At 71.9% G+C, this 16,854-nt stretch carries 14 protein-coding genes; 6 read left to right on the forward strand and 8 right to left on the reverse strand.

Translation table 11 applies throughout. The features are described from left to right. Positions 1-102: 102 nt before the first annotated feature. Complete coding sequence (gene idi, locus RM704_RS18850; RefSeq protein WP_033529979.1) at positions 103-696, forward strand: isopentenyl-diphosphate Delta-isomerase; 594 nt, start codon at positions 103-105, stop codon at positions 694-696. 30 nt (positions 697-726) lie between these two features. Here the strand turns inward: idi and RM704_RS18855 are convergent, their stop codons facing one another. Then, positions 727-1,242 (reverse strand): ATP-binding protein, encoded by a 516-nt coding sequence (locus tag RM704_RS18855; RefSeq protein WP_052146278.1) that lies wholly within the window; start codon positions 1,240-1,242, stop codon positions 727-729. Positions 1,243-1,517: 275 nt separating this feature from the next. On the opposite strand from RM704_RS18855, the gene RM704_RS18860 reads away from it, so the two are divergent. After that, on the forward strand, positions 1,518-2,261 hold the full coding sequence (locus RM704_RS18860; protein WP_033529591.1) for an enoyl-CoA hydratase/isomerase family protein: 744 nt from the start codon (positions 1,518-1,520) through the stop codon (positions 2,259-2,261). A gap of 18 nt (positions 2,262-2,279) precedes the next feature. Here the strand turns inward: RM704_RS18860 and RM704_RS18865 are convergent, their stop codons facing one another. Next, positions 2,280-2,915 carry a DJ-1/PfpI family protein gene (locus RM704_RS18865; RefSeq protein WP_033529592.1) on the reverse strand — a complete coding sequence of 212 codons (636 nt, stop codon included), beginning with the start codon at positions 2,913-2,915 and terminating at the stop codon, positions 2,280-2,282. Positions 2,916-2,925: 10 nt separating this feature from the next. Beyond that, on the reverse strand, positions 2,926-3,909 hold the full coding sequence (locus tag RM704_RS18870) for a GlxA family transcriptional regulator (RefSeq protein WP_033529593.1): 984 nt from the start codon (positions 3,907-3,909) through the stop codon (positions 2,926-2,928). A gap of 137 nt (positions 3,910-4,046) precedes the next feature. Between RM704_RS18870 and RM704_RS18875 the strand changes: the two genes are divergently transcribed. From RM704_RS18875 to RM704_RS18885, 3 genes are all read left to right on the forward strand, one after another. Next, positions 4,047-4,934: an SCO6745 family protein gene (locus RM704_RS18875; protein WP_033529594.1), complete on the forward strand. Its 888-nt coding sequence runs from the start codon at positions 4,047-4,049 to the stop codon at positions 4,932-4,934. Between the two features lie 65 nt (positions 4,935-4,999). Then, positions 5,000-5,143: an LPFR motif small protein gene (locus RM704_RS18880; protein WP_169797823.1), complete on the forward strand. Its 144-nt coding sequence runs from the start codon at positions 5,000-5,002 to the stop codon at positions 5,141-5,143. Between the two features lie 159 nt (positions 5,144-5,302). Beyond that, positions 5,303-7,702, forward strand: coding sequence for a Tex family protein (locus RM704_RS18885; RefSeq protein ID WP_033529595.1), 2,400 nt, complete (start codon positions 5,303-5,305; stop codon positions 7,700-7,702). Positions 7,703-7,901: 199 nt separating this feature from the next. On the opposite strand, the gene RM704_RS18890 is transcribed toward RM704_RS18885, so the two are convergent. After that, positions 7,902-9,542, reverse strand: coding sequence for an ABC-F family ATP-binding cassette domain-containing protein (locus RM704_RS18890; protein ID WP_033529596.1), 1,641 nt, complete (start codon positions 9,540-9,542; stop codon positions 7,902-7,904). Between the two features lie 59 nt (positions 9,543-9,601). Then, positions 9,602-10,630, reverse strand: coding sequence for a hypothetical protein (locus RM704_RS18895; protein ID WP_033529597.1), 1,029 nt, complete (start codon positions 10,628-10,630; stop codon positions 9,602-9,604). 66 nt (positions 10,631-10,696) lie between these two features. Between RM704_RS18895 and RM704_RS18900 the strand changes: the two genes are divergently transcribed. Next, positions 10,697-11,647 (forward strand): FAD-dependent oxidoreductase, encoded by a 951-nt coding sequence (locus tag RM704_RS18900; protein ID WP_078937274.1) that lies wholly within the window; start codon positions 10,697-10,699, stop codon positions 11,645-11,647. Positions 11,648-11,785: 138 nt separating this feature from the next. Here RM704_RS18900 and RM704_RS18905 read toward each other — a convergent pair whose 3' ends face one another. The 3 genes from RM704_RS18905 to RM704_RS18915 form a co-directional block, all read right to left on the reverse strand. Beyond that, positions 11,786-13,510, reverse strand: a complete 1,725-nt coding sequence (locus tag RM704_RS18905; protein ID WP_033529599.1) for a BCCT family transporter — start codon at positions 13,508-13,510, stop codon at positions 11,786-11,788. Between the two features lie 84 nt (positions 13,511-13,594). Beyond that, positions 13,595-14,875, reverse strand: a complete 1,281-nt coding sequence (locus RM704_RS18910; protein WP_033529600.1) for a M14 family metallopeptidase — start codon at positions 14,873-14,875, stop codon at positions 13,595-13,597. Continuing rightward, positions 14,872-16,836, reverse strand: a complete 1,965-nt coding sequence (locus RM704_RS18915) for a Xaa-Pro dipeptidyl-peptidase (protein ID WP_033529601.1) — start codon at positions 16,834-16,836, stop codon at positions 14,872-14,874. Before RM704_RS18915 ends, RM704_RS18910 begins: the two co-directional genes overlap by 4 nt. Positions 16,837-16,854 lie beyond the last annotated feature (18 nt).

The following is a 16,854-nucleotide window of genomic DNA, read 5'->3' on the forward strand; positions in this document are numbered from 1 at the left end:
GCAGGGGTGTGCGGGTAGGACATGCGGGTCTACCGCGAAGTGCCGGGAGCGCCGGTTTCGTGCGGCAGACTTGAGGCTCGAAGAACGAGGCGAAGGATGGGCATGCCGATCACACCTGCCACCGCGATGCACAGTCCCGAGAACGGCACCACGGAAGCGATCCTGCTGGAGCTGGTCGACGAGGACGGCACCACGATCGGCACCGCGGAGAAGCTGGCCGCTCACCAACCGCCCGGTCAACTGCACAGGGCGTTCTCCGTCTTCCTCTTCGACGAGCGCGGGCGGCTGCTGCTGCAGCAGCGGGCCCTCGGCAAGTACCACTCCCCCGGTGTCTGGTCGAACACCTGCTGCGGCCACCCCTACCCGGGCGAGTCGCCCTTCGCGGCGGCCGCGCGGCGGACGCACGAGGAGCTGGGGGTCTCCCCGGCGCTGCTCGGCGAGGCGGGCACGGTCCGCTACAACCACCCGGACCCGGACTCGGGCCTGGTGGAGCAGGAGTTCAACCACCTGTTCGTCGGGCTGCTCCAGTCCCCGCTCCGGCCGGACCCGGACGAGGTCGGGGACACCGCGTTCGTCACCCCGGCCGAGCTGGCGGAGCGGCATGCCAAGGACCCGTTCTCGGCCTGGTTCATGACGGTCCTGGACGCGGCGCGGCCGGCGGTCAGGGAGCTGACGGGGCCGGCCGCGGGCTGGTGACCGCGGCGTTCGACCCGGGGCCGGTGCCCCTCACCCCTGGATCAGATGTGCGGGCTTGAGCGGCACGGCGACCCAGACCACCTTGCCTCCGCTCGCGGTGTGCTCCACGTCGCAGACCCCGCCCGCCTCCAGGGTGATCTCCCGCACCAGGAGCAGACCGCGGCCGCCCAGTCGGCCGTGGTCGGTCTCCAGGGCGGTCGGACGGTAGGGGTGGTTGTCCTCCACCGAGACCCGCACCCACTCGGCTCCGACGGCGACCTCGACGGCGAGTGTGGGCGACAGGAGCGCCGCGTGTTTCACGGCGTTGGTCACCAGCTCGGAGACGATCAGCAGGAGCCCCTGGACGAGGTCGTCCGAGATCGGCACGCCCTGGCGGGCGAGCAGGTCCCGGACGGCGCGCCGCGCCTGCGGCACCGAGGCGTCGACCGCGGCAGCGGTGAACCGCCAGACCCCTTCGTAAGGCAGTGGCTCCGGCGGCTTCGGGTCGTCGGGTCCGTGCCCGCCGCCGTCAGGGCGTGGGTCGCTCCCGCGCCCTTGGTCGTCCATGGTCAGGTCGCCACCCTCGCGCTCGATTGTCACCACATGTCGAGTGTTGGTAACGCGACGCCGCGCGCGGAGAACTGAACAGAAGTCAGCGTGTATCGGCGACTTTAGGCGCGCTCGTGAGCGATTCAGTCGGGCGCATGACAGCGTTTTATCGAGATACGTCGCTTTCGGAACTATTCGGGTTGTACGGGTTGGACGCCCCTCTCGCCCGCTTCCTCCCCTTGCCCCTCACTCTGCGTGCATCACCCGGAGGGCGAGTGGCTAGCATCCGGGGCATGGAGCCTCAGCTGCTGGACACCGTCGCCGACGGGATCGCGACCGTCGTCATCCACCACCCCGCCAAGCGCAACGCCATGACGGCCGGGATGTGGCGAGCGCTGCCGCCGCTGCTCGACCGGCTGGCCGCCGACCCCGGCGTACGGGCACTGGTGCTCACCGGGGAGGGCGGGACGTTCTGCGCGGGGGCCGACATCTCCACACTGCGAGGGGCGCCTGAGGAGGCCCAGGAGCTGGCGGGCCTCGCCGAGGAGGCCCTCGCCGCCTTCCCCAAGCCGACCCTCGCGGCGATCCGGGGGCACTGCGTGGGCGGCGGCGCGCAGCTGGCGGCGGCCTGCGATCTGCGGTTCGCGCGGGAGGGAGCGCTGTTCGGGATCACCCCGGCGAAGCTGGGGCTCGTCTACCCCGCTTCCTCCACCCGCCGGCTGGTGTCGCTGGTCGGGCCGAGCACCGCCAAGTACCTGCTGTTCTCGGGAGAGTTGATCGACGCGGAGCGTGCGCTGCGCACGGGTCTGGTGGACGAGGTGCTGCCCGCCGGTGAACTCATGGAACGGGTGGCGGAGTTCACTCGGATACTGGTCTCGCGCTCGCGGCTGACGCAGGCGGCGGCCAAGGAGTTCGCGAACGGCCGCACCGACCGCGACGCCCACTGGGCCGAGCAGGCGCGGGGCAGCGGCGACACCGCGGAGGGCGTCGCCGCGTTCCTGGAGCGCAGACGGCCCCGGTTCACCTGGTCGGCGTGAGGGCCGCGCCGAGGGCGGTCACATCAGGGCGAAGCGGCTGTTGGTGCGGAACTCCTCCACGAGGTGGGCGGGCGCCTTGTGCGGGGCTCCGGCGTCGTAGGGCGGCTGGGGGTCGTACTCGATCATCAGCTGTACGGCCTGGGCGTGTTCGTCGCCCGCGATCCGGCCGATCAGCGTCAGCCCCATGTCGATGCCGGAGGAGACCCCGGCCGCGGTGGCGTACTTGCCGTCGATGACGACCCGCTCCCCCGTCGGCTCGGCGCCGTACTGCTTCAGGAAGTCCAGCGCCAGCCAGTGGGAGGTGGCCCGGCGGCCTTCGAGGAGCCCGGCGCCGGCCAGGATCAGGGAGCCGGTGCACACGGAGGTCGTCCAGGTGCTCGTGCGGTCGGCCGCGCGCAGCCAGTCGAAGAGGGTCTCGTTCTCCATCTGTTCGAACTGGCCGGGGCCGCCCGGCACCACGACGACGTCGGGACTCGGGACCTCGGCGAGCGTCCTGTCGGCGGTGAGCGCGAGTGCGCGGGTGTCGGAGCGGACGGGGCCGCGCTCCTCGGCGACGAAGACGAGTTCGGCGTCGGGCAGACGGCCGAGGGTCTCGTAGGGGCCGACGGCGTCCAGGGCGGTGAAGCGGTCGAAGAGGACGATGGCGATCTGCATCGGGTTCCTTTCAGCGGATGCGGGCGGGGGCGGAGACGGGGGCCGAGGCCGCGGCCGGGCGGAAGCGGCGGCGGTACTCCGCCGGGGAGGTGGCGAGCGCCTTCACGAAGGCGCGGCGCATGGCCTCGGCGGTGCCGTAGCCGCAGGCCCGGGAGATCTCCTCCACCCCGTCGGAGGTGTCCTCCAGGAGGCGGCGGGCGTGTTCGAGGCGGACGCGGTCGACGTACCGGCCCGGGGTCATGCCCGTCTCGGCCCGGAAGGCGCGGGCGAAGTGGCGGGGCGAGAGGCGGGCGCGGGCGGCCAGGTGGTCGACGCTCAGGTCGTCGCCGGGGTGCTCGGTGATCCACTGCTGGACCTCGCGGAGCGGTTCCCGTTGTGCGGTCTGGGCGGCGAGCTGGGCGCTGAACTGGGCCTGGTTGCCCGGGCGGCGCAGGAAGACGACGAGCTGGCGGGCGATGTCGAGGGCGGCCTCACGGCCGATGTCCTCCTCGACGAGCGCGAGGGCGAGGTCGATGCCGGAGGTGACGCCGGCGGAGGTGGCGACATGACCGTCGCGGACGTAGATGGGGTCGGGGTCGACCTCGATCGCCGGGTGGTGGCGGGCCAGTGTGTCGCAGTACGCCCAGTGGGTGGTCGCCCGGCGGCCGTCCAGGAAGCCCGCCTCGGCGAGCAGGATGGCGCCGGTGCAGACGGATACCAGGCGGTCCGCGCGCGGACCGTGCTCGCGCAGCCAGTCGACGACCTCGGGAGCCGGGTTCCGCGTGCCCCGGCCGCCCGGGACGAGCAGGGTGTGCGGGGCGGGGGCGGTGGCGAGGGTGTGGTCCGGGACGAGGGTGAGGCCGCTGGAGGTGCGTACGGGTGCGCCCTCCAGGGAGGCCGTGCTGATGCGGTAGGTCCCCGGTGTGTGCTGCTCGGCGCCGGCGAAGACCTCCAGAGGACCGGTGACGTCGAGGCTCTGCACGTCGTCGAAGAGGACGACCAGGACAGTTCGCATGCCTTCGATTCTTGGGCCGGCCGGACCATGACCGCAATGACGAGCACCCCACCTTTCCTGCCATGGTGGGAGGTGGACGAGGCCGCGGGGCGAGGGCGCCCCCACTGGCGTACCAACCAGTCGGTAACCTGCCGGGCATGACCTCTTCCCTTCCGGAGCGCGCCGGGCGGCGCTGCCACAGCCTCCTCAATCCGTTCCACTCCGCGCACTACTTCTCGCCGGACCTCGGGCGGGAGCTGGCCGCTGTGGGGATCGACGACCCGCAGGCGGCGTACTTCGCCGTACGGGCCGCCGCCCTGGGCGCCGTCGGAGCGGGTGTCGTGACGGCGACGTTCTTCAACTTCCGGCACGAGCTGGTGGCGGAGCACGTGCCCGCCGTGTGGGGGACGGCGTCGCCGTCCGTGGTGCTGGCGGCCCGGGAGCGTGCCGTGGACGCCACGCTGCGACGACTGCTCGGCGAGGAGCTGCTGGACTCCGCGGAGGTCGCCGAGGCGGCGGAGCTGGCGCTGCGCGCCACGGAGGCGTGCGTGCGGACCGCGCGCCCCTTGTACGCCGCGCACGCTGATCTGCCCGTACCCGAGCGCCCTCATCTCGCGCTCTGGCACGCGGCCACCCTGCTGCGCGAGCACCGGGGCGACGGACATCTCGCGGTGCTCCTCGACGCCGGTCTCGACCCGGTCGAGGCCCTGGCCAGCCACGCCGCGACAGGGAAGGGCATGTCCCCGAAGTGGGCCACCGCCACGCGCGGCTGGACGCGGGACGAGTGGGACGCCGCGAGCGCCCGGCTCCAGGAGCGCGGGCTGCTCGACACCGAGGGCGGGCTGACGGAGGCGGGCGTGGCCCTGCGCGGGAAGATCGAGGACGCGACGGACCGTCTGGACCTGGCCCCGTACGAGCGTCTGGGTGCGGCCGGGGTCGAGCGGCTCACCGAACTGATGACCGGCCTGGTCACGACGATGCTCGGCGCGGGGGCGTTCCCGGCGGGGATGATCGGCAAGAGCTCGGCACGGACGGTACAGGCATGAACGGTGCCGGACGCGGTACCCGGTCGTTCCTGGCCCACCCAGCCGGGAGACGAAAGGGGAAGTACGTGTTCCGTGCGATCGCAGACGTGTTGCGGCAGATCGGTGGGGCCATCGCGACGGTGGTCACGCTGCCGTTCCGGGCTGTGGCCCGGCTCTTCGGGGGCGCGTCGAGCTCGACGCGCCGCACCGGGCGGGCCCGCCGGGCCTGAGGACGGCCAGGCCTTCTTTGTCACCGGGGAGCCGGACGCGTGGTCGCGTCCGGCTCCCCCGCTGTCCGGGATCCGCGCGTTTCCCTCCCTGGGCCACCGTTGTCCGTGCCACCTGCCACAATTGCCGCGCAACCTCAGTGGAGAAGGCGGTACGGGATCGTGACGACACCCGAGTCCATCGACGTAGGGTCCATCGAAAGCAGGATCGCCGAGGAACTCGGCGTACGGGAGCGGCAGGTCAGGGCCGCGGTGGAACTGCTCGACGGCGGTTCGACCGTGCCCTTCATCGCCCGCTACCGCAAGGAAGCGACCGAGATGCTCGACGACGCGCAGCTGCGCACGCTCGAGGAGCGGCTGCGCTATCTGCGGGAGCTGGAGGAGCGGCGGACCGCGATCCTCGACTCGGTGCGCGAGCAGGGCAAGTTGACCCCCGAGGTCGAGGGCCGGATCCGCGGCGCCGAGACCAAGGCCCGCCTGGAGGACATCTACCTCCCCTTCAAGCCCAAGCGGCGCACCAAGGCGCAGATCGCCCGCGAGGCCGGCCTCGAACCGCTGGCCGACGGCCTGCTCGGCGACCCGACCGTCGAGCCGCTGGCCGCCGCCGCGGCGTTCGTGGACGCCGACAAGGGCGTCGCCGACCCGCAGGCCGCCCTCGACGGCGCCCGGGCGATCCTCACCGAGCGGTTCTCCGAGGACGCCGACCTGATCGGCGAGCTGCGCGAGCGCATGTGGGTACGGGGCCGGCTCGCCGCCAAGGTCAAGGAGGGCAAGGAGGAGGCGGGCGCCAAGTTCGCCGACTACTTCGACTTCGCCGAGCCGTTCACCGAACTGCCCTCCCACCGCATCCTGGCGATGCTGCGCGGCGAGAAGGAGGACGTCCTCGATCTCGTCCTGGAGCCGGAGGAGCCCTCCGAGCAGCCCGGCCCCTCGTCGTACGAGGGGATCGTCGCGCATCGCTTCCAGATCGCCGACCGGGGCCGGCCCGGCGACAAGTGGCTGACGGACACCGTCCGTTGGGCCTGGCGGACCCGCATCCTCGTCCACCTCGGCATCGACCTGCGGCTGCGGCTGCGGACCGCCGCCGAGGACGAGGCGGTGAACGTGTTCGCGGCGAACCTGCGCGACCTCCTCCTCGCCGCTCCGGCCGGGACGCGCGCCACGCTGGGCCTGGACCCCGGCTTCCGTACGGGCGTGAAGGTCGCCGTGGTGGACGCCACCGGCAAGGTCGTCGCCACCGACGTCATCTATCCGCACGTCCCGGCCAACAAGTGGGACGAGGCCATCGCCAAGCTGGCGCGCCTGGCCAAGGAGCACGCGGTCGAGCTGATCGCGATCGGCAACGGCACGGCGTCCCGCGAGACCGACAAGCTCGCCGGTGAACTGATCACCCGGCACCCGGAGTTGAAGCTCACCAAGGTGATGGTGTCCGAAGCGGGCGCCTCGGTGTACTCGGCGTCGGCGTTCGCCTCGCAGGAGCTGCCCGGGATGGACGTCTCGCTGCGCGGCGCCGTCTCGATCGCACGCCGCCTCCAGGACCCGCTCGCCGAGCTGGTGAAGATCGACCCCAAGTCGATCGGGGTCGGGCAGTACCAGCACGACCTGTCCGAGGTGAAGCTGTCGCGTTCGCTGGACGCGGTGGTCGAGGACTGTGTGAACGGCGTGGGCGTGGACGTGAACACGGCCTCCGCGCCGCTGCTGTCCCGAGTCTCCGGCATCTCCTCCGGGCTCGCCGAGAACATCGTGGCCCACCGCGACGCCAACGGCCCCTTCACCTCGCGTTCCGAGCTGAAGGGCGTGGCGCGGCTCGGCCCCAAGGCGTACGAGCAGTGCGCGGGCTTCCTGCGGATCCGGGGCGGCTCGGACCCGCTGGACGCCTCCAGCGTGCACCCGGAGGCGTACCCGGTGGTGCGCCGGATGGTGAAGACGGCTGGCAGCGAGGTCGCCGCGCTGATCGGCAACACGAGTGTGCTGCGGTCGCTGAGGCCCGGGGACTTCGTGGACGAGACGTTCGGTCTGCCGACGGTGACGGACATCCTCAAGGAGCTGGAGAAGCCGGGTCGGGACCCTCGGCCGGCCTTCAAGACGGCCACCTTCAAGGACGGCGTCGAGAAGATCTCCGATCTGGAGGCCGGGATGGTCCTGGAGGGGGTCGTGACGAACGTCGCCGCCTTCGGGGCGTTCATCGACGTCGGTGTCCACCAGGACGGGCTGGCGCACGTCTCCGCCCTGTCCCGGACGTTCGTCAAGGATCCGCGTGATGTGGTCAAGCCCGGGGACATCGTGAAGGTGAAGGTGCTCGATGTCGACATCCCGCGGAAGCGGATCTCGCTGACGCTGCGGCTGGACGACGAGGCCGCGCCCAAGGGGCAGGGCGGCGGGCAGGGGCAGTCCGGTGGTGGGGGCGGTCGACCGCAGCGGGGAGCCCGTGGGGGGCAGCCGCCTCGGCAGCAGGGGCGTGGGGGTGGTGGCGGTTCCCGGCAGGGTGGCGCGGCTCCGGCCAACAGTGCGATGGCGGATGCCTTGCGGCGGGCTGGGTTGGTGGACAAGAAGCGCGGCTGAGGGTGTCGGCGGGGGCGGCATTTCTCGCCCCCGCCGTCCCGCCCCGGCCCGTTCTCCAGGGGCTGCGCCCCGTTGACCGCCAGGTGCGGGTCCGGTGGGGGCTGGTCGCGCAGTTCCCCGCGCCCCTGAAGCAGCAGGGGCTGCGCCCTGCTGCTTCAGGGGCGGGAGGGCCCGTGGGCCCTTCAGGAGCCGGACGTCCTCAGTTCTCCGTGACCTTGCCCGCCTCCACGGCCAGACGGCGGGTCACCTGCACCGCGTTCAGCATGCGGCGGTCATGGGTGACCAGGAGGAGCGTGCCCTCGTAGGAGTCCAGGGCCGACTCCAGTTGCTCGATCGCGGGGAGGTCCAGGTGGTTCGTGGGCTCGTCGAGGACCAGGAGGTTGACGCCTCGGCCCTGGAGCAGGGCGAGGGCCGCGCGGGTGCGTTCGCCCGGGGAGAGGGTGACCGCCGGGCGTAGGACATGGTGGGACTTCAGGCCGAACTTGGCCAGGAGCGTGCGTACTTCGGCGGGCTCGGTGTCGGGGACGGCCGTGCAGAAGGCGTCGAGGAGGGCCTCGGGGCCGTGGAAGAGGGCGCGGGCCTGGTCGACCTCGCCGACCAGGACACCGGAGCCCAGGGCGGCGTGGCCCGAGTCCAGGGGGACCCGGCCGAGCAGCGCGCCCAGGAGCGTCGACTTGCCCGCGCCGTTCGCACCGGTGATGGCGACGCGGTCCGCCCAGTCGATCTGCAGGGACACCGGTCCGAAGGCGAAGTCCCCCCGCCGCACCTCGGCGTCCCGCAGGGTGGCGACCACGGCACCGGAGCGCGGGCCCGCCGCGATCTCCATGCGCAGCTCCCACTCCTTGCGCGGCTCCTCCACCACGTCGAGCCGCTCGATCATGCGCTGGGTCTGGCGGGCCTTCGCGGCCTGCTTCTCACTCGCCTCGCTGCGGAACTTGCGGCCGATCTTGTCGTTGTCGTTGTTCGCCTTGCGCCGCGCGTTCTTGACGCCCTTGTCCATCCAGGAGCGCTGCATCTGGGCGCGGTCCTGGAGCGCGGCCCTCTTGTCGGCGTACTCCTCGTAGCCGTCGCGGGCGTGCCGACGGGCGGTCTCGCGCTCCTCCAGATAGGCCTCGTATCCGCCGCCGTAGAGGTTGATCTGGTTCTGGGCGAGGTCGAGTTCCAGGACCTTGGTGACCGTGCGGGTGAGGAATTCGCGGTCGTGGCTGACGACGACCGTGCCCGCGCGCAGGCCGGAGACGAAGCGTTCGAGCCGTTCCAGGCCGTCGAGGTCGAGGTCGTTGGAGGGCTCGTCGAGGAGGAAGACGTCGTAGCGGGAGAGGAGGAGGGAGGCGAGTCCGGCGCGGGCGGCCTGGCCGCCGGAGAGGCCGGTCATCGGCTGGTCCAGGTCGACGCCGAGGCCGAGGGTCGCGGCGACCTCCTCCGCACGCTCGTCGAGGTCGGCACCGCCCAGGTCGAGCCAGCGCTCCAGGCTCACCGAGTACGCGTCGTCGGCGCCCGGCGCGCCGTCCACCAAAGCCTGGGTGGCCTCGTCCATCACGCGCTGGGCCTCGGCCACCCCCGTACGCCGGGCGAGGAACTGCCGGACGCTCTCGCCCTCCCGCCGCTCCGGTTCCTGCGGCAGGTGGCCGACCGTCGCCGTGGGCGGGGACAGCCGCAGCTCGCCCTCCTCCGGCGGGAGCAGGCCGGCGAGCATGCGGAGCAGCGTGGACTTGCCGGCGCCGTTGGCGCCGACCAGCCCGATCACGTCCCCGGGGGCGACGACGAGGTCCAGCCCGGAGAAGAGTGAGCGGTCGCCGTGTCCGGCGGCGAGGTTCTTGACGACGAGGGTGGCGGTCACAGGGGGCGATCCTAACGACAGGGCGGCGCCCGGGTCGCGTCGCACCGGCCGGAGCGCTCTCAGCGGGCCATCGGTTCCACCAGCACCGTCCCCGAGGTGCGGGCCACGATGAACGATTCTCCCTTCACCGCTTTCGGGTCCAGGCCGATGCGGTGCCGGCCCGCCGGGAGGATGCCGTCGAAGAAGCGGTAGGTGTGGGGGCGGTAGAGACGGTCGAGGCGGTAGGCGGTGAGCTCCACCCGGCAGGTGGAGGTGATCTCGATGCCGGCCTGTCCACCGGCGGCGACGAGTCGGGTGAGGCGGCGCTGTTCGGCCGGGCTGCGGTCGAGGGCGTGTTCGATCTGGGCGACGAGGAGCGGGATGATCGGGGCGAGCCCGTCGACGTACGCGACCTGGACGCCCGCGCGGTCGAAGGCCAGCCGCACGGCGGCGCGGTCCGCCTCGGCGACGGCCCGTCCGAAGGCCACGGCGCCGTAGGCGCGCAGTTCCTCCGGGGGCACGCCGGTGGCGTCCTGCGCTATGTCGGCGCCGATCCCGATGGCGCGCAGGGCGGCGGCGAGTCTGGCGAGCACGGAGACGCGGGCACCGATGAGCAGGACCCGGCGTCGGGCGGACGGCTCGGCACCCGCCTCGCGCAACAGGGATCGCAGGGCACCGCGGTACTCGGAGCCGTGGAACCGGAAGGGTCCGATGCCGGTGTAGCCGTTGAGCTTGAGGTCGGCCTCCTCCTCCGTCTGCCAGGCGAAGTCCCGCCACACGAAGTCGTCGCCGTCCCGCTCTATCACCGCGGTCACCGCTCCGCAGGCGAGGTCGGCGCACTCGGGGCAGCCGTAGATGACGTAGCGGCCGCTTGTCAGGGGTGCCTCGGCTTCCAGGAGCAGACTGCGCACCTGGGCGGTGAAGATCGAGGGCGGGACGTCGGAGGCGAGGGGGGAGACGGCATCGAGGTCGGAGAGCTGGAACAGCAGCGGGCGTCCGTCGACGATGAAGTCCACGAAATCCCGGTGCACTTGGTAGGCACCGTTGGCGAGGACGCCACCGGCTCGCATCGCCGGTGCCAGGCCGAAGGTCGCGTACTCGGCAGACATGGTGTGAGTATCCCCACAAAGGCAGACTTGTGAGCACGGCATGACATATTCCGTTAACGTCCCTGGGTGACCAGTGAATCGAACAGTGATGTGATCGTGGTCGGTGGCGGAGTCGTCGGTCTCACGACCGCCGTCGTTCTGGCGGAGAGCGGCAGACGGGTCCGGGTGTGGGCGCGGGAGCCCGGGGAGCGCGCGACGTCCGGCGTCGCGGGTGGACTGTGGTGGCCCTACCGGATCGAGCCGGAGGAGTTGGTCGGCGACTGGGCGCTCGACACCCTCGCCGTGTACGAGTCGTTGGCGGCCCGGCCGGACGAGACAGGCGTACGCATGGTCGAGGGCGTACATGGCGAGACGTCGCTGGACGGGCTCGGCGCGTGGGCCGCACGCGTGGCCGGGCTGCGCGTGGCGACGGCCGAGGAGTACCCGGGTGCCGGACTGTGGGCACGGCTGCCGCTGATCGACATGCCGGTCCATCTGCGGTGGCTGCGCGAGCGGTTCGTGGCGGCGGGCGGCGCGGTGGAGGAGCGCACGGTGACCGACCTCTCCGCCGTCGACGCGCCCGTGGTCGTCAACTGCACGGGGCTGGGCGCCCGCGAGCTGGTGCCGGACCCTTCCGTACGGCCGGTGCGGGGGCAGTTGGTCGTCGTGGAGAACCCCGGGGTCACCACCTGGCTCACGTCGGTGGACCACTCCGGTTCCGAGAGCACGTACTTCATGCCGCAGCCGGGCGGGCTGATCCTCGGCGGTACGGCGGAGGAGGACGCCTGGTCCCTGACACCGGACCCGGTGATCGCGGAGGAGATCGTGCGGCGGTGCGCGGCGGTTCGGCCGGAGATCGCGGGGGCCCGGATCATCGAGCACCGGGTCGGGCTGCGGCCCTCGCGCCCGGCGGTTCGTCTGGAACGCGAACTCCGGTCGGACGGGCGGGTGTCGGTGCACAACTACGGGCACGGTGGGGCCGGGGTCACGGTGGCGTGGGGATGTGCGAGGGAGGCCGCGCGGCTCGCCGCCGGTTGACACGTCACGGGCGCGGGGAGCGGTGCCCACGACTCGCCGTCGGGTGACCCGGCACGGGCGCGGGGAACGACGCGACCGGCCACGACGGGCCTGCGGTGTCCGATCCCCGCGCCCCGGCGGCGTTCCCCGCGGCCGTCCTCACTCCGCGCGATGACCGATCGGGTCCCCCTCGATCTCCGTGCCCTGGCCGGGGCCGACCCGGATCTCGAACTCGCCGTCGTAGCGCTTGTGGCCCTCGATGACGGCGAGTTCGACCGCCTCGGAGGCCATCTCCTCGCGGACCATCACGGGGTCCCGGCGCAGGTCGCGCATCATCGCGACACACATGCCGATCATGACCAGGACGAACGGCGCGGCGGCCAGGATCGTGAGGTTCTGCAGGCCGGTCAGGGCGTCGCCCTGGCCGCTGCCGACGAGGAGCATGATCGCGGCGACGGCCCCGGTGACGATGCCCCAGAAGACGACGACGAAGCGGCCGGGTTCGAGCGCGCCACGCTGGGAGAGCGTGCCCATGACGATGGACGCGGCGTCGGCGCCGGAGACGAAGAAGATGCCGACGAGGATCATCACGAGCAGGCTGGAGACCGTGGCGGCGGGGAACTCGTGCAGGACGGCGAAGAGCTGGCCCTCCGGTGTGGCCTCCTCACCGAGCCGGCCCTGATCCCGGAGCTTCATCGCCGCGCCGCCGAAGACCGCGAACCAGACGAGGCTGACGGTGCTGGGCACGAGGATGACGCCGCCGACGAACTGGCGGATGGTGCGGCCGCGGCTGATGCGGGCGATGAACATGCCGACGAAGGGCGTCCAGGAGATCCACCACGCCCAGTAGAAGACGGTCCAGCTGCCGAGCCAGTCGGCGACGCCCTCGCCGCCGGACGCCTCGGTGCGGCCCGCGAGCTGCGGCAGGTCGCCGAGGTAGGAGAAGACCGAGGTGGGCAGGAGGTCGAGGATCAGGATGGTGGGTCCGGCGACGAAGACGAAGATCGCGAGTACCAGGGCCAGCACCATGTTGGTGTTGGACAGCCACTGGATGCCCTTCTCCACCCCGGAGACGGCGGAGGCGACGAAGGCCAGGGTCAGGACGGCGATGATGGCGACGAGCAGTCCCGTGCTCACCTTGTTCATCCAGTCCAGTTCCCGGAACCCGGAGCCGATCTGGAGGGCGCCGAGGCCCAGGGAGGCCGCCGAACCGAAGATCGTGGCGATGATCGCCAGGATGTCGATGGCCCGGCCCGCGGCGCCGTTGGCGTGCTTCTCGCCGATCAGCGGGGTGAAGACGGCGCTGATGGTCTGGCGGCGCTGCTTGCGGAAGGTGCTGTAGGCGATGCCGAGTCCGACCACCGCGTAGATCGCCCAGGGGTGCAGCGTCCAGTGGAAGAGCGTGGTCGCCATCGCCGTTTCCATGCGTTCCCCGGAGCCCGTGGGGCTGGTGCCCGGCGGGGGCGCGGTGTAATGGGCGAGGGGCTCGCTGACGCCGTAGAACATCAGGCCGATGCCCATGCCGGCGCTGAACATCATGGCGACCCAGGAGACCGTGCGGAACTCGGGTTTCTCGCCCTCGACGCCGAGGTGGATACGGCCGTAGCGGCTGACCGCGAGCCACAGGGCGAAGACGACGAAGCAGGAGGCGGCCAGCATGAACGCCCAGCCACCGTTGTGGATCAGGCCGTTCAGCATCTTGCCGGAGACGGTTTCGAGTGCGTCGGTCCAGATGGCGCCCCAGAGCACGAAGGCCAGGGTGAGCGCCGCCGTCACACCGAATACGACGCGGTCCGTCCGGGGCCGCCCGCCGCCGGGGAGACCCGCCTCCGAACCCGGAAGCGCGCCTCCCCCGTGGTGGGTGGTGCGATGATCGTGCGTCACAGGTGGAACCTTTCAGCGAGTGGCCGGAACTGACCTTCTCCTGCCCAGGAACCCCTACCACATGTGACCTCGATGCTTTCTCGTTCAACAGGCGGTGTCGGGCACCCCCTGCGTCAGGCGGTACGGCGCCCGCTCGTCGAGCAGCAGCGGGACCAGCGCGCGCAGGTGCTGGCGCAGCGGTACGAGGACGCCGTCACCGTCGCTTTTCGGCCTCACACGGACACCGTGCAGCGCCAGCTCGTCCGCGAACTCCTCGTACTGCTGTGCGCTGAGCCGGTAGCCACAGGGTGGGTCCTGGATCACCTCCGCGGGTTCGGCGGGGTCGTTGTCGGCGCCGCCGACATAGACCGGGCCGGTGTCACGGAGGCCGACGAGCCGGGCCGCGCCGGTCACCCGGTCGACCTGCCGGCCGCGTTCGACGGCGAAGCCGAACAGGCCTTTCAGCGCGGCGAGTTGGGAGTTCACCCGGCGCAGGTTGTTGGCCGGTTCCGGGGTGCCGGCCGTCAGGGGTTCCACCCGGCTCTCGATCAGCAGCCCGACCGAGTGCTTGATTCCGGACATGTTGCGCAGGATGCGTTCCTGGCCGTCACCGGCGACCTGGCGGATCGGATCACCGGTGACCGGGTCGGTCCAGATGCCGTAGGTGCCGGTCGAGTGGCCGGCGGCCCCGGCGGCCGGACGTACGTGGTCGAGGGAGAGCTTGCGGGCCTCGCCGTGGACGGCCGGGTCGGTGTTGAGGTTGCGCGGCCAGAGGTCGAAGAGGTCCTTGTCGTAGTACTGCGGGGTGGCACCGTATTCGTGCAGGTCGTAGACGATGTCGGGTGTGCGGTCGCGCAGGACCGCGGCGAGTGCCCGCGCCTCGGCGGTCCGCAGGGCGAGGTGGTCGCGGTTGATGTCGACGCCGTCGCCGTTGCCGCGGGTGTCGGCGGCCCGGCCGTCCGGGTTGGCGGTGGGGACGACGAGCACGGTGGTGGATCTCAGCAGCCGTTCGGTCCGCCCGTCCCTGGCGAAGGCGAGGTCGCGAACGGTGGTGAGGCAGGCGTCCCGGCCGGAGGGCTCGTCGCCGTGCTGACTGCAGATGAGCAGGACCGTGCGCGAGGTGGGGCGGGTGCCGATACGGACGAGCTGGAGCGGGCGGCCCTGCTCGGTCGTACCGATCCGGGTCGTCGACACCCGGTCGCTCGCCCGGTCGACGGCGGCCAGGAACGCCTGCTCCTCGGGCTGGCTGGTCCAGCGTGCGCCGCCCGACCGCTCGAATCCCGTGCGCGGCGGGGTGGTGCGGGGGGTGTCCGTCGCCTGCGCGGGCGTGGACAGCAGGGGCACCGCGAGCGCCGTGGCGATCAGTGCCGCGATCCGGGCCCTCATGCTCCACCGCCCGGGACGCGGGCGGCCCGGCTCGGGTCGCGGACGCCGTCGAGGACCGAGGACTCCGGACGGGCGTCGGCTCCCGCGGTGGCCTTCGCGAAGGCCGCGCTGCCGCCGACCAGCGGGACCTGCGCGGAGGTGCGCTCGAGGTCGATGGTCAGGGTGGGCGTGCTCGACGGCGGGTCGATGAGGTCCTCGTCGGTGCCCGCGATGATCAGCGCGAGGCGGTGCCCCGCCGGGACGACGTGATCGCTCGCGTGCAGGTCGAGGGTGATCGTGTACGGGGTGCCGGGGGTGAGCGGGGCTCCCGTGGCGGAGGAGTGGTTGCCGAGGTCGGCCCAGCCGCGACTGAAGATCGTGTAGTCGACGTCCGCGGTCTTGGCCTTCGTCTCCCGGAAGCAGGAACTGTCACCGGTGGTGCTCGGGCCCCAGCAGGTGCGCTCGGCGAGGGTGGTGATGCCCTCGCCGGTGGTCGCGTAGTCGCGGATGGTGTCCGGACCGAGGTCCACGAGGACCGCCGAGAGATGCGCGGTGGAGGTGGTGGGCGTGGCGGTGACGGTCACCTTGGAGGAGCCGGACAGACGCAGGTCCCTGCCGAGGGGCGCGGTGACGAAGCCCGCCTTCTCCGGGGTGGACCTGTCGACGTGGGCGGCCCAGTCGGTCTCGTTCAGCGCGGGGTCGTCGGTGAAGGTCTCGGTGCCGGACCGTTTGCGCAGTCCGAGGGTGCCGACGCCGGGCTCACCGCCCTCGGCCGGACGGAGGGTCGTGGCGCTGGTGGCGCGCGGCGGCCAGACCGTGGACGTCTCCCACCGGTCCGGGTGGCGTTCGATGTCGGCCATCGGCTCGTCGTCGATGCCGTTGTCGTAGCCGAGGAGTTCGTGGTCGAACCAGCGGTGCAGCGTGTCGACCCAGGCGGCGCGGCGGAAGTCGAAGGGGTCGACGTGGCCGACCTCGGAGAGCCAGATCTTGCGCTCGACGCCGTGCTTCGCGAGGGCGTCCCACCACTGGCCGAAGTGCTTGGGGCGGACGTTGAGGTCCTGCTGCCCGTGGATGACGAAGACGCTGGCGTCGATCTTCCGGACGTCCTTGACGTAGTCGCGTTCCGTCCACAGCGGGGTCCGGTCCCCGGTGCGCGGGGCGCCGTCGACGAGTTCGCGCTGGACGTGGCCGCACTTGGCGCGGGCGTCGGGACTCTCGACGTAGTCGGACAGCCACTCGGGGCCCGAGTTGTAGAGGGGGGCGCCCTTGGCGAAGTAGTAGTCGTACCAGGAGGAGATCGCGCCGATCGGGACGATGGTCTCCAGTCCCTCGACTCCGGTGGCGGCCACGCCGTTGGCGATCGTGCCGTCGTAGCTCTTGCCGATCATGCCGGTCCTGCCGTTGGTCCAGCCGGCCCTGGCCTTCGTGGTGCCCGTGCGGGTGGTGTAGGCCCGGCCCCGGCCGTTGAGCCAGTCGACGACAGCCTTGGCCGACTGGATGTCGGAGCGGCCGCCGACGTCCACACAGCCGTCGGAGCGGTTGGTGCCCGCGAGGTCGACGGCGACGAAGGCGTAGCCGCGCGGCACGAAGTAGTTGTCGTAGAACAGCGGCATCTGGACGACGTTCCCGTTCGCGTCGTACGTCTTGCGCTGCCCCTCGTTGCCGCGTCCACAGCAGGAGTAGTAGGGGCTGGCGTCCATGATCACGGGAATCTCGCGGCCCCGCCGGGCGGGTTCAGTCGGGCGGACGATGTCGACGGCGACCCGGTCCGGCCTCCCGTCGCGGTCACCGTCGAGCCCGGTGTCCACCCAGACGGATTCGCGGACGGCGTCGTCGTACGAGTAGATCGGCTCACTCGTCCGGGACGTCGGGGTGCCGGCGGCCGCCGGGGTGAGGAACGTGGCCGTGAGGGCGGCGGCCGCGGCCGCCGTCGCGAGCGATCTCCAGGTCGTGAAGCGTGTGCGTCGCACAGGTATCGGCATGCGCGGACGGTACTGCGG

This window comes from Streptomyces gottesmaniae (genome assembly GCF_031845845.1).
GTDB classification, from domain to species: domain Bacteria; phylum Actinomycetota; class Actinomycetes; order Streptomycetales; family Streptomycetaceae; genus Streptomyces; species Streptomyces akebiae.